Below are 12,452 nucleotides of genomic sequence, written 5' to 3'. Positions count from 1 at the left end.
CCGACGGTCCCGCGGCGGACCGTGCGCCATGGCCACGAGACACGACCCGGATGGCCGCGCCTGAGGTATTCCCCCGGCAAGGAGCCAAGCGATGCGAAAGGATGACCCCGAACCGATGCCGAGCCGTGCGGAGCGCGCGCTCCAGAAGATGACCTCGGCGCTCCGCAAGGAGTGCGACAACATTCGCAGAGAGCTCGCGTCTACAGGAGCCGAAGACGCGAAGGTCAGGCATCGGCTGGGCGCCCTGGTGAACGCCATCCAGAAAGAGCCCAACAAGTACGGGCAACGCGGCGTCGAGCAGCTGGCCCGCGCGCTGGGCTTCGACAAGACGCTGCTCTACCGGCACGCGAAGGTCGCCGAGTGCTGGTCGTCGAGAGAGCTTTCCGAGCTCCTTCGGCGGAAGAGCGTGACCGGGCTCCCGATCAGCTTCTCGCACTTGCAGCTCCTCGCGACGGTCACCAGCGCGAAGAAGCGCAACGACTACATCGAGGCCGTCCTTACCGAGGGACTCTCGGTGCGCGACCTGAAGCGGCGTCTCGCTCCCGCAGCGTCGAAGGCGTCGAGGAAACAGCCGTCGCCGCCCGACGCGGAGCACGCCCTTCGCGGCCTTCAGACGACGTTAGAGACCTGGACCGATCGGGTGGAACTGCTCGAGGCCGAGGTGTTGCCCGCGCTGGACAGCGCGCCGCCCTCGCCCGAGCTCCGGTCGAAGTACGAGCAGGCGCTCGCGCAGCATCAAGCGTTCATCGAGCGCGTAAGCAAGCTGCGCACACAGATAGGCGCCTGGCTGGCGTCCGGAGCTGATGATGCGCAAGCCGAGGCGCAGAACGACGCGGGAGCCGATGCGCACGCCACGGCGGCAGAGTAGCCACGCTCGCGGAGGGTGCTCGAAGTCGGCCCGCCGGATCGTGGAGACGTCTCGACTTTGTGGACCAGGTGGCACCACGGCCACCGCCCGCACGTAGAACCGGAAGCAGCACATGCAGGGCACTGGCATCCAGTGGTGCGACGACACCGTGAACCCGACGATGGGCTGCGACGGTTGCGAGCTCTGGGGTGCGCAGCGCAAGTCCTGCTACGCCGGCGTGCTGCACGAGCGCAAGGGCGGGAAGCACCCGGGGTTCGCACCGTCCTTCGAGCGGGTGACGCGGTTCGCGGGGCGCATGGCGAAAGCGGTGTTGATGATCGCGGCAATCCGCGGAGATTCGGTGAAGTTCACCGGTGAAATCCGCGCCCGGTGCCGGTGAAACCCGCACCCGACGCCGGTGAAGTTCACCGGTGAAGAGGCCGCTCAGTGCTTTTTGGTGCGGCGCTGCTTGGTGCGGATGGCACTCAGCTCCTTGGCTTCCTTGAGCCGGTAGCTCTCGGCCTCGATCTCGATCACCTCGGCCCGGTGCACGAGCCGGTCGACGAGCGTAACGACGCAGGCGGCGTGCGGAAAGACCTGGCCCCAGTCGGAGAAGGCCTTGTTCGTACTGAGCAGGATCGGCTTCTGCGCGTCGTAGCGACGGGTGACGACCTCGAATAGCAGGTCGGCGTAGCGGCCATCGTAGGAGAGATAGCCGACTTCATCGATGCAAAGAAGGGCTGGAACCGTGTAGCGGTGCAGCCGGCGCGCGAGCGCGGCCGAGGACTCCTGCGCGGCGAGGTCGGCAAGCATGTCGCTCGCGGTCGAGAAGCGGACCGTGTGACCGCGGACGACGGCCTGGTGGGCGACGTTCTTGAGGATCATGGTCTTGCCGACGCCGTTGGGGCCGACGAGCACGGCGTTGTGGCCGGTGGCGAGGAAGCCGGGAGCGAAGAGGTCGTCGACGGCCTCGCGGTCGATTTTCTTGGGCCAGGACCAGTCGAAGTCCGCCATGGGCTTGAAGGCGGCTACGCGGGAGTTTTTGAGGCGGCGATCGAGGCTGCGTTTTTGGCGCTCGCGCTCCTCAATGGCGAGCACCTCGCGAAGCCAGGGCTTTTCGGCGAGCTCCTCCCAGCAGGCCAGCAGACCAAACAGGCCGAGGCTTTTCAGGCGGGCCTTGGTCTCGGTGGGCGTTAGATCGGTCATGGCGTCGGGTCCTTCTTCAGGGCGTCGTAGGTGGCGAGCGAATGCGGCGTGACGACGAGGGCGGCGTGCTGGCCGCGCGTGACGGGGATCGAGACTGGAGGCGGCAGGTGGCGCTCGGAGCGCCGGCGGTCGATCACCTGGCGCACGGCGCCGACGTGAATGGTGTCGCGCTCGAGCACCTCGACGAGCGCCTCTTCGAGCTCGGCGGCGCCGACGGCGTCGAGCAGGTGCAGAAGCCGGGCGATGGCGCTGCCGACGTTGTCTCCGCGCTCGGCGAGGATGCGCAGGAATGCCTGGCTGCTGCGGGCGGCGCGGGCGAGGCGATCGAGGCCGCGATGCTCGCGGGCGCGGCGCTTCTCGTCGACCAGGCGCTGGATGTGCTCGGGTTGCTCGATCTGCTGGCCGCGGTCCCACGAGCGGACATGGGTCGCGACGATCTCGTTGCCGTCAGCGATGCGCACCTGTTCGAGGTCGGCGAGGACGACGAGCGTGCGGCTCGTCCGGTCGTGGGGAACAGAATAGTCGTTGAGATCGAAACGCGCGTAGGGGGTCTTTCCGATCTCGACCTCGACGCGCTCATGGGCTGGAAACGGCGTGTCGGGGTGCCCGAGCAGCACACGGCTCTCGTCGTCGAAGGCCTGCCGCACGGTGCGGGCGCGGTCCTCGACCCAGGAGCGATCGAGCGCTGCGGAGCTGGTCCACTCGGTCGCTTGTCGGTTGAGGTCGTCGAGATCGGTATAGGTCCGGGCCTCGAAGAATGCCTCGCGGACGTAGCGGATGGCGCGCTCGACGCGGCCCTTCTCGTTGCCGCGAGCGACGGCGACGGGGCGCGGCTCGAAGCGGTAGTGCGCCGACAGAGCCAGGAGCATGGGGTGGAACCGGATCGCGTCGCCGTGACGCTCCACGACAGCGCTCTTGAGGTTGTCGTAGAGCAGCACGCGCGGGACGCCGTCGATGTCGGCGAACGCCTCGACGTGCCCGCGAACGAAGAAGGGCATCGCTGCGCTGGGGAAGAAGCGCAGGAAGATCCGCCGCGAGTAGCTGAGCACCATGACGAACGCCCAGAGCGGGCGCAGCGCCCGGCCGACAGCCAGCTTGCCGAAGTGCGCCCAGTCGACCTGCGCTTGCTCGCCGGGCAGCGTGCGCAGCCGCTGGAATGCCTCTGCCGGCTTCTTGGGGCGGAGACGACCGATCACTCGGCGCAGATGATCGGGACCGCCCGGATAGCCGCGCTCCTTGAGCATGCCGAAGAGGCGACTCGAGCGCAGCGAGGGATACTTGCCGAGCTGCTCGACGATGAAGGGCACGAACGGGTCGACCATCGACGGGCGCGGCGCGACGACCTTCGGGTCGACGCCCGCTTGCCCGAGCACGCGCTGAACGGTGGTGTGGTGCAGCCCGAGCTGAGCGGCAATGGTGCCCACGGGCCACTTCTCACCGTGGTAGAGGCGCAGCACCTCGGCCTCCTTCTCTTTCGCGATCACCGCCGCCTCCCGTCACCGCGGAGGGCTTCGTGGGACGCGGGGAGCGCGTCGGTGAACAGCTGACCGAGCGCGCCGCTCGCGCAGGGCCCAGGGCGGAAGCCGCGCTCCGCAGAGCGAGCAGCGGCCGACATCTCGGATCCAATCGTCATTGTTGTCCTTTCGGCCGGGGGTGATCTCCGGCGCGAGCTGGGACATCGACGCGGCCGCGGCTTGTGTCACCCTGTGATGCGTCACTTTCTGCGCGGAGAACTTGTCCCGCTGCCGGTCCCGATACCGGGCCTGGCGAGCGGCATGGAGGCGGCGAGCGCGAAGCTGCGTCTGGTAGGCCGCGCCGGCGCGGCGGAGCGACTCACGACGCTGGAGCGGGCGGCAGTCGGGGCAGAGGCGCTGGCCGCGATCGCAGCGACGGCAGAGGCGAAGCTGGACGCGGCAGCGGGCGCAGTGGGCGAGGCGGTAGGCGGACGAAGGCAACGGGCTCCATGACGCCGCTTTCTGGACCTGGAGCCCGGCTTGTGATGAAGGTGGGGGACTCCGGCAACGCGGAGCTCCAGAAGGCCCGAGGGTGGCAGCCCTCGGGCCTTCGACTTTTCGGCGGGCGTAACGTCTACGCCGCGGAGGCGAGCGTGGCCCAGATCGGCGTGGGGACCGGCGGTGAACGGTGAACGCCGCCGATCATGGGGCCGCGGTCTTCACCGATCGGACGCGGGACGCGATGCTCACCGACAAGCGGCGAGGTTGTCGGATCTTCGCGACCGGAGCCGGCTCCACAAACCCTGGCTGGACGGCTCGCCGCGCCTGATCTTCGTCTCCGACATGTCCGACGCCCTCTCGAACGCGATCTCGTTCGAGTACCTCGAGCACGAGATCATCCGCACTGTGACCGGCCCCGAGGGGCAGCGGCACCGGTGGCTCTGGCTGACGAAGCGGCCCCAGCGCATGGCCGATTTCTCGGCGCAGCTGCTCGCGTGGGGCAGCCGGTGGCCCTCCAATCTCTGGGCTGGCACGAGCATCACCTCAGCCGCGATGACGAACCGCATCGACGCGCTGCTCGGCGTCGGCGACGAGTCGACCGTGCGGTTCCTCTCCGTCGAGCCGCAGGTCGAAGAGATCGACCTGGCCGCGTGGCTTCCCTCGATCGACTGGGCCATCCAGGGCGGTGAGTCCGGGGAGGACGCGCGCCCGTTCGACGTCGCGTGGGCGCGGACGCTGCGCGATGCCTGCCGGCGAGCGAAGGTGCCGTACTTCTTGAAGCAGCTCGGGACGGCGCCGATGCTTGGCGGGCAGCCGCTCAGGCTCCGCGATCGGCACGGAGGAGACTGGGGCGAGTGGCCGCAGGACTTGCGAATGCGCCACGTGCCGACGGTGCAGGCGCGCCGAGTGCGGCCGGAGATCGCGCTCAAGGCGTTGGGCCAGGCTGCATCATCGCGGAGTTCCGGTTAGCAGCCTAGCTTCGTCCGGAGCTCCGTCGCGACCAACTGCCATGCCTCATCCGGATGGGACAACGTCTGAATCGCCGCCCCATTGCGTGGCAAGCACTGCTTCTTCGCGAACACAGTTGCGTCGAGACTTACTGCGCGCACCAACACCGGCAGAAACGGCAACTCGCGCCCATGCCGCCGCTGGCACCTCATCACAAGGTCCCAGAAACCTCCGTCAAAGAGATAAGCCGAGAGCAGCACGACGATGACGCGCGCGCCGGCGATCGCTTCCGTGATCGCCTCGTCGCGGTCTTCCCCTGCCACAATGCGGTCTGGTGTCCAAAACGTAATCTTGTCCTGCTTTTCCAGCTGTGAGACATGGCGTCGAAGCGCTTTGGCGTACTTCGCGTCCCTTGGATGGTAGATGCATACGACCGAGTGCGGGGTATGCAGCGATTCCGGCGCTGAATGGTCTGGCGATAGCGGTGATTTTTGACGCCTGCTGCGCCTCCGGACGAGCGGCCGCTCGTCCCAAGGTAGGTTGTGTAGATCGCACAGGATGTCGAGTAGGACAAAAAAGTAACTGCCAGGGTCGCGAAAGTCCCAGACGCGAGCCCCGTGCGGAAGCGGCTTGACCGGGAGATCACTGCCGGGAGGCACAACAAGGTGGATCTTCTCGCCGGACGGCGTCGACTTATCGGGAGCCGCTTTGGTGCATAGCCATAATGCGCCAGGCGTACCGCATCGGCGGAGATGCTCGGGAATCGGATCACCCGCGACAACCTGAATTTGAACGCCCGCATGTGACACGTCGAGCGTCAATCGCTTCGCCCACCGCCGCTCGACAGCCCCCGACATTATGCAGCGGGGCGGTTCTGCTGCCCGGCGCGCGACGCTGACCTTCAAGGATGTAAGGTCGGGCTGAAATTGGAATCTCCGATCCGCGCTCTCCTTGTCCTCGCTCAGGGTCGTCTCTTCTCGCTCACGGCCGTCGACGCTGGTGCGGAGATCGAGCGGGATGGCACTGCCGCATGCAGAGCAGCTCATCTCGCCGCGCCCGTCGCGAATGTTCCGCTCCACCTCGACAAGCGATGGCCGGTCCTCGCAGTGCGGACATGCCGTGATCTGAAAACGTGCAAGTGCCACGTCGCTCGCGAGCAGGAGGCGCTCGACCAAGCCGACCAGCTTGTTGAAGACGCCAGCCTCATCCGCTCCGAGCCTACCAAGCACGAGGCGAAGTACTCGCCCCTCTGCCTTCTCAGCATTGAGGACGAGCTGCGTTCCACCGTCAACCTCGTAATGCACTTCGCTTCGCCAGTGCTTCGTACCTATGACAAAGTCCGCGTAGCCGACTCGTACCGCGAGGACGGCGAACAGGTTTTCGATCGCCCCCTCCACCGTGTATGAGACGAGTGGATCCATCGTCGTAGTGTCCGAGATGAGATGTGGACGAGGACGGTAGACGAGGTCCGGAAAAACGAGCAGCGTCTTCCCGCAGAATGACTCTCGCACGCACACCGCATGGTCCAGAAGCGTGCTCACCGCACTTTCCAATATAGACGCGCGTTCCTCGGCGCTCATCGTCGGAAGATCGGAGGACATCTCGCCGTTCGCGAAGATCGCCGCCTCTTCGACGGCACCAAGACCACGATGCGCAGTCCGCGCGCGTAAGACAACGGAAGCGGCGGCGTTGTAGAGGAGCTCCGGTTCGAGGAGAACACCTCGCGCTCGCCCATTCAGGAGGATCTCCTGGAGGTGTCCGTGTTTTACGAGGTCACCGAGTGCTGCGGCGAGGTCTTGATCGGAAAGATCAAGACCTGGATCTACCTTCCCCAGCTCCTGGCGAAGCTCGGAAAGCGAGAGTAGCGGCCGCTGCGCAGCCTGCCGCGCTTTGAGCGTGCGAACCGCCTCTCTCGCCCGCTTGAACGCCGCCGTTGTGGTCGTCGTCGTGATCTCGGCCCGGAGGAGCATCGTCTGTAAACGCCCCAGGAGGTCCTTGAGCCCGTGCCCCTTCAGCGCGCTCGTAGGCACATACCCGCCGTGGATGCCATGCTGCTTGCAAAACGCCTCGACCTCTTTGGTCGAGAGCGGCGACGCGGCCTCGTCGCACTGCGCGCCGACCAGGATCATGGGTCGTGGGCGACCGCCGGAACGCTCGAGCGCGTGCAGCCAGTATCGAACCCCGGCGAGCGGATCGTCGAGCTCCGACGCATCGAAGACCAACAGAATCGCATCTGCGTCGCTCAAGAACAGCGTGTGAAGAATTCGATAGTCGCGCTGGCCGGCGAGGTCCCAGAGAAGCACCTCGCATTCCGTGCCGTCTTCGCGCGGCGACTGGAGTCCGTCGAGCGGCCAGATCTGCTGACCGTGCGTGGACCGGTGCTCTCTGTACTCACCGCTCGCGAGCCGATGCGCGAGCGATGTCTTGCCGGCACGAGTGTCACCTAGCAGCACCACCTTCGCGGTCGCGTAGCGCGCCGCGACCTCAGAAGAAGTGTGCTGCCCGAGGATTCCTCCAACCTCGAACACTTCCACCACTCGATCTTCGCGTGCAGGGATGGCGAGCAAGGGCTCCTGCGGGTGGAATGCCACGCCTGGCAGCCAGTACTCCCTGCGTTCGCCCGGCAAGACAGACACCGGCTCCCATGTCTCGCAATTCCACAAGCGCGTCGTCCCGTCCGTTGACGTGACAGCAAGCAGGCGACCGTCTGCCGAGAACGAAAGGCCGCTCACTGGACCGGATGCGCCCTCCAGAAGGCGGGCTAGGCGGGACGCCTCGACATCCCAGACAGCCACGGCTCCTCGAGCGCCGTACCCGCCTGCAAGATGCCGGCCTTGTGGGGACCATGCCAGACCGTAGCCCGAGGTGGGGGGCCGCTCCCAGACAGCTTGTCGGAGGCGCTGGTCCGGCTTCCAGAGAACCACCGGACCGTTCTCGTGTGCACAAGCCAGCAGTCGCCCGGTTGGCATCCAAGCCAGATCGGTCACCGCCGAGTCACCTTCCAGGTTGTGACGGCTCGACCAGAACGGCATGGCCCAGAGGCGGACAACCCCGTCAGCGCATCCTACCGCGAGTAGCGCGTTGTCCGGCGAAAATGCGAGCCCGTAGACGGCGGCGTGTGCCGGGAGCTCGCGCCGGAGCTTCCCGCTGGCTGAACTCCACAGCCGCACCACGCGATCCATGCCGCCCGTCGCGACCAATCGGTCGGTCGGCGAGAACACGGCCGCGAGCGCGCGGTCATGCCCGACGAGCGTGTGCTCCACACCTCGTTGTTCACGGGCCCAGATGCGGACCGCACCATCACTGGAAGGAACAACGATCCGTTCGCCTCCGTGACTCCACGAGAATCGCCCCACCCAGCCCTTGGCTCCGCGGAACACCCGCTTCCGCTCGAGCCCCGGAGGTGACGCGCTATGGTCCGCAGTTCCCATCGTTGATCCGCGCTGTCCGTCAGGATCCCGGTGCTTGCGCCCTGACGATGCCATGCCCTATGTCGACGAGGAGATCGCCCCTGCCAAGCAGCTTCTCGGCGCCCCCCTCGTCGAGGATAATGCGAGAATTGAGAGCTGACTGGACTTTGAGCGCGACCTTTCCTACGAGGTTGGCCTTGACCTCCCCAGGAACGGTATTCCGGTCGGGCCGCTGAGTGGCGAGCAGCATATGAATTCCCGCCGCGCGACCCATGTTGCCGATCCGCTTCACGGCTTCCAGGAACGGCTGCTTGTATGCCTTGTCGAGGACAAGGTCGGCGAACTCATCGATCACGATGATCTCAAGTGGCAGCTTTTCCACCGCCAGGGCGTTATGCTCATGGATGTCCTGAACACGGCCCTTCTGAAACGAGGTAAACCGCAAGTCCATCTGCTCGGCGAGCTTCTCGAGGCGCGCGACGATAGCCTCGGCGTCGTAGGCGATCGGTAGGGCGACATGGTCACCGAGGCTCTCAACGAGGGCGCCGAACGTGACTCGTTTGGGGTCGCCGAGCGTGAATCGGATGCGACTTGCCGGGTGCAACCGCGCGAGGCTGAGCACGAGCGCGCGGAGGAGGACCGACTTGCCGCTACCGGTCTGGCCAGCGATCAGCAAATGACAACTGCCTCCGTCCGAGAGATCGCCCCTCACCACCTCGCCATCGACGCGCTCGCCGAGAACGAAACGACCCGGGCGCTCGCGCAACCAGGTCTCCTCCTTCTTTATCAGGTCGTCGAGTAGCACTGGGCGCGGATTACTTCGCGGTGCGCTGAAGAAGCGGCGCGGACCCTCGCGCTCGAACCGGACCTGGTGATCGGCAAGTTTGTGCTCGACGTCGGCGGCCGCACGGTCCAGGTCGGCGACGCGCTGTCGCGGGCTCGAGACTTCCAGCCGGATCAAGCGCGCGCCGGCGACTCGGCGCGTGACTGTAGCAGTGACTCCGAGCTTTAAAAGCTGGTTCAGGACGATCTTCTCCAAGGCCTCGGCTTCTGATGCTTCCGGCCTCACGCTGCCTCGAGGCTGCGTATCAGACTTCGACTCAGTGGCGGGTGGCTTTGGCGTCGAGGAGGAATCGTTCGTGGCAGGACGCTCGGCGTTCTGCTTGGGCTGCTGTGAGGATCGCGCCGATGGGGCCGCCCCATGCGCAGGATGCTTCGGAGGAACCGCGACGTCAGGGCCGCCCTCGTCGCTTGATGGCTCCGGTGGAGGACCTACGAACACGTCCGGGAACCCCGAGCGACGACGTCGGTAGCGCCGCTCCAGCCAGTCAAGCACAACACCGTGCTCGATCGTGTGCCCCTGCTCGTCGCTCAAGTCCTTGGATCGTGCAGCGCTGAGCACGCTCTCCGCGGCGAGCCACTCGATTAGCTCATCGCGTCCAACGGTGGTGTAAACGATGTTCGACTTGTCTCGCAGAGCCTTGAGCTGCGCGTGCACCTGCTTCCAGGTCGGTGGGATCGCGAACGCATGTTCGCGAACAATGATCATGCGATCGGCTTCGATCTGCGTCGCCTCGGCCAGGAGCGCACCGAGAGAGCGATGGTGATTTTGCTGGGCGAGCAGCACCAGCGAGACCTGGGATGTTGTCACGCGAATGTCAGGGCGGTTCTTCTTCCCTGGAACACGGCGGGCGGGCGCACCGACGAGCGGCAAGATCGTGAGTAGTCCGCTGGCCATGCGCTCCGCGTCGAGATAATGGCCGTCTCGCGCGGCACGGTCGATTTCGGTGCGTGCCTTCTCGACGAAGTCAGCCCAGAGCACCTCCAGCCGCTGGTCGAGTCCCGTCCCATCCGCAGGCTGAGGCGCTCCTCCGGCGGCCGCCACTTTGCCGGCGAGGAAATCATCAAACGCGCTCTTGCACCGCTGGATCAGAGCGCGGGGCGTCATCGTCTCCTCCGTCCAGCGCTTCACGGCCGCGGGATCGAGGGGCCACGGAAACGCGCCCTTGCGCTCCTCGGCCGGTATCCTGTTTAAGTGAAGCTCAACGAGCTGCCTGGCCTGCTCGGGAGCGGGGAACCCGAGCGGGACGACCGTGTCTTCGACACGGTGGCGCAGCTGCGGGGGGAGCGCAGGTCGGATGAAGCGCGTCCACTCCGAGTCGAGCGCCATCTGAACGATCAGCGTGCCGGGCACGGTGTCGTGCAGCTCGGAGATCAGCTGAGCATGCGCCATCATGCGCGTCCGCGCTGGATCATCATCGGCGAGGTTCTCAAGCTGATCGAACACCAGCACGAGCGGCGCGCCGAACGTCGCAGCGAACCCAAGCGTCCGCAGTGCAGGGAGCACATCCTCGTCGCCTAAGCCTTGGGCCTCGCCGAGGCGCGCCAGCTCTGCTTCGCTCGGCGGCCGGCCTGAGAGCCAGGCATACATCGCTCTTCGGGTTTGCACTTCCGGCTCGAACGGCGCTTGGAGCAATCGCTCCAGATATTTCGGAAGCAGTTGGGGGTACCGACGCTCTGCAGCCGCGAGGCCGCGTTCCACAAGACGTCGTGGATCATCGTGCGGCTGCGCGACCATCGTGAGCGGATACTTGGTAGGGTGGCCCTCCACGACGGACAGCATTGCACCGGCGATGAGGTCAAGTTGCGTATGCTCCGAACTCGAGGCAGGAAACCGGAGGGCGTCGACGAGCTGCGCGAGGAGATAGCGCGGTGTCGCCGGCGCGCCGAGCTCGGGGCGCGTGTGAAAGAACACCGCGCGGTAGCCGAGCTTCTTGCGTAACCGCGCGAAGAGGTGCGTCTTGCCGCTGCCCGCGGGGCCAAGCAAGAGAACGCATTGTGAACGAGGCGGCGGTCCAGCTCCGCGGCTTTCCCGAGCGAGCCCATCGATCCGGCGGACGAGCTCATCGCTAGCGCTCGCATTCAGCGACTGCAGATCGAGGGGCTCCCCCCATGCTTCAGCGACCGTGTCTCGAAACGGGTTCTGCATGACGAGCCTTACTGTGCGGAGAGACGCCTGGCGTGCGAGAGCGGAACGCCGTCGGGGTCCGGCGGGCAGAGAGCAGCGTCTTCGAGAGAGAGCCTATTCACGCCCGACTCCGGTCGGAGCTCGACAATCCCTCTCCTCTGGGCGGCAAGCAACGATCCGTGTACTTGTTGCTTGCTCATGCGGGGAGCCAAGTTCCTCACCAGATCCGGAACCCACACGAGAGGGATGGGAGGCTCTTCCATCTTCCGAATTTCGTCCACCACCATCTCGCAAGAGGCTTCCTCCGATAGGTGCTTCGGGTCCGGACCGTCACCGAGCCATGCCGAAAGGGGTGCGAGTACCCCGGCAGCGTCCTCCCGTAGCAGCGTCTTTTGCACCCGCGCCAGGGGACCTTTGGAGGAGAGCTTCTTCTGTACGAGCTTCAGAACCGCTCCTAGCGCCTGGTGCGCCTTCGCGAGGCGCTCCACCTCGTCCTGGGTGAGCACATCTTCCCGCCCGTTCACGACCGTATCGACCTTCGTCCGCACGACCAGGTACAGGCTCCCCCTGGTGAGGGCGTCGCTCAGCGCGCTGGCGCGCTCCGTCGCCGACACGCCGACGACGCGCTGCTGCGCAGCCTTCCACGACAGGCGAGCGCCTCCGTGTGCCAGCGAGGCTGCCTGCTCTCGCGCCGGCACGCGCAGGGCTCCCTTCTCGCCCACCTCGAGCCCGCGGCGTACGAGCGCGTCGACGAGCTGGGTCTGCGCTGCTGGGGCGAGCTGCTTCCATTCGGGGAGTTTCGCTCGCGGCACGGTTCGCCGGTCACGGACCAAGGCTTCCGCTTTGTCTAGCAGCGCGCTGTCCACGGAAGTTAACAACTCCCTCCTCTCCTTCCTCTTCGGCATGGCGAGCAAGATAACCCGACGTTAGCGCGGCCGGCTATCCCAGGCGTTTCGCCGCGTCTGCGCCCGCTCGACCTTCTCGGAGGGCCGGCGCCAGCCGCACGCGACAAGGGCCAGCGCGCACGACGTCATCGGCGGGCGTAGCGGCCCCGCATCGCTCGGGCATAGGGCCGACCCTGCTGAGCGGGGGCGCGGACGGTATGGTCTTGACAACCA

At 66.3% G+C, this 12,452-nt stretch carries 9 protein-coding genes; 4 read left to right on the top strand and 5 right to left on the bottom strand.

From position 1 onward, the window contains the following. The first annotated feature begins 91 nt into the window (after positions 1–91). Together WMF22_RS44755 and WMF22_RS44750 are read left to right on the top strand one after the other, a co-directional pair. Entirely contained in the window at positions 92–868 is a 777-nt protein-coding gene (locus WMF22_RS44755) for a hypothetical protein (RefSeq protein ID WP_438033677.1), read from the top strand. Positions 869–980: 112 nt separating this feature from the next. Further along, positions 981–1,247, top strand: a complete 267-nt coding sequence (locus WMF22_RS44750) for a hypothetical protein (RefSeq protein WP_438033676.1) — start codon at positions 981–983, stop codon at positions 1,245–1,247. A gap of 44 nt (positions 1,248–1,291) precedes the next feature. Here the strand turns inward: WMF22_RS44750 and WMF22_RS44745 are convergent, their stop codons facing one another. After that, positions 1,292–2,053: an ATP-binding protein gene (locus tag WMF22_RS44745; RefSeq protein WP_438032200.1), complete on the bottom strand. Its 762-nt coding sequence runs from the start codon at positions 2,051–2,053 to the stop codon at positions 1,292–1,294. After that, on the bottom strand, positions 2,050–3,537 hold the full coding sequence (istA, locus tag WMF22_RS44740) for an IS21 family transposase (RefSeq protein ID WP_438032199.1): 1,488 nt from the start codon (positions 3,535–3,537) through the stop codon (positions 2,050–2,052). Before istA ends, WMF22_RS44745 begins: the two co-directional genes overlap by 4 nt. A gap of 515 nt (positions 3,538–4,052) precedes the next feature. On the opposite strand from istA, the gene WMF22_RS44735 reads away from it, so the two are divergent. Both WMF22_RS44735 and WMF22_RS44730 read left to right on the top strand, forming a co-directional pair. Next, positions 4,053–4,199, top strand: coding sequence for a hypothetical protein (locus tag WMF22_RS44735; RefSeq protein ID WP_438032198.1), 147 nt, complete (start codon positions 4,053–4,055; stop codon positions 4,197–4,199). A gap of 73 nt (positions 4,200–4,272) precedes the next feature. Then, complete coding sequence (locus tag WMF22_RS44730; protein WP_438033675.1) at positions 4,273–4,977, top strand: DUF5131 family protein; 705 nt, start codon at positions 4,273–4,275, stop codon at positions 4,975–4,977. On the opposite strand, the gene WMF22_RS44725 is transcribed toward WMF22_RS44730, so the two are convergent. From WMF22_RS44725 to WMF22_RS44715, 3 genes are all read right to left on the bottom strand, one after another. Further along, entirely contained in the window at positions 4,974–8,219 is a 3,246-nt protein-coding gene (locus tag WMF22_RS44725; protein WP_438033674.1) for a GTP-binding protein, read from the bottom strand. The genes WMF22_RS44730 and WMF22_RS44725 overlap by 4 nt on opposite strands. A gap of 187 nt (positions 8,220–8,406) precedes the next feature. Further along, positions 8,407–11,355, bottom strand: coding sequence for an FtsK/SpoIIIE domain-containing protein (locus tag WMF22_RS44720; protein ID WP_438033673.1), 2,949 nt, complete (start codon positions 11,353–11,355; stop codon positions 8,407–8,409). Positions 11,356–11,363: 8 nt separating this feature from the next. Continuing rightward, positions 11,364–12,239: a hypothetical protein gene (locus tag WMF22_RS44715; RefSeq protein ID WP_438033672.1), complete on the bottom strand. Its 876-nt coding sequence runs from the start codon at positions 12,237–12,239 to the stop codon at positions 11,364–11,366. Positions 12,240–12,452 lie beyond the last annotated feature (213 nt).

This window comes from Sorangium sp. So ce204, assembly GCF_051526795.1.
Taxonomy (GTDB): domain Bacteria; phylum Myxococcota_A; class Polyangia; order Polyangiales; family Polyangiaceae; genus Sorangium; species Sorangium cellulosum_B.
Note: the sequence above shows the minus strand (reverse complement) of the source record. Positions and strands in the feature narration are given on the sequence as shown.

Bases quoted from the DNA above. Each gene is read 5' to 3' on its own strand.
- WMF22_RS44755 (WP_438033677.1), top strand. From the start codon at position 92: ATGCGAAAGGATGACCCCGAACCGATGCCGAGCCGTGCGGAGCGCGCG.
- WMF22_RS44750 (WP_438033676.1), top strand. From the start codon at position 981: ATGCAGGGCACTGGCATCCAGTGGTGCGACGACACCGTGAACCCGACG.
- WMF22_RS44745 (WP_438032200.1), bottom strand. From the start codon at position 2,053: ATGACCGATCTAACGCCCACCGAGACCAAGGCCCGCCTGAAAAGCCTC.
- WMF22_RS44735 (WP_438032198.1), top strand. From the start codon at position 4,053: ATGAAGGTGGGGGACTCCGGCAACGCGGAGCTCCAGAAGGCCCGAGGG.
- WMF22_RS44720 (WP_438033673.1), bottom strand. From the start codon at position 11,355: ATGCAGAACCCGTTTCGAGACACGGTCGCTGAAGCATGGGGGGAGCCC.
- WMF22_RS44715 (WP_438033672.1), bottom strand. From the start codon at position 12,239: ATGCCGAAGAGGAAGGAGAGGAGGGAGTTGTTAACTTCCGTGGACAGC.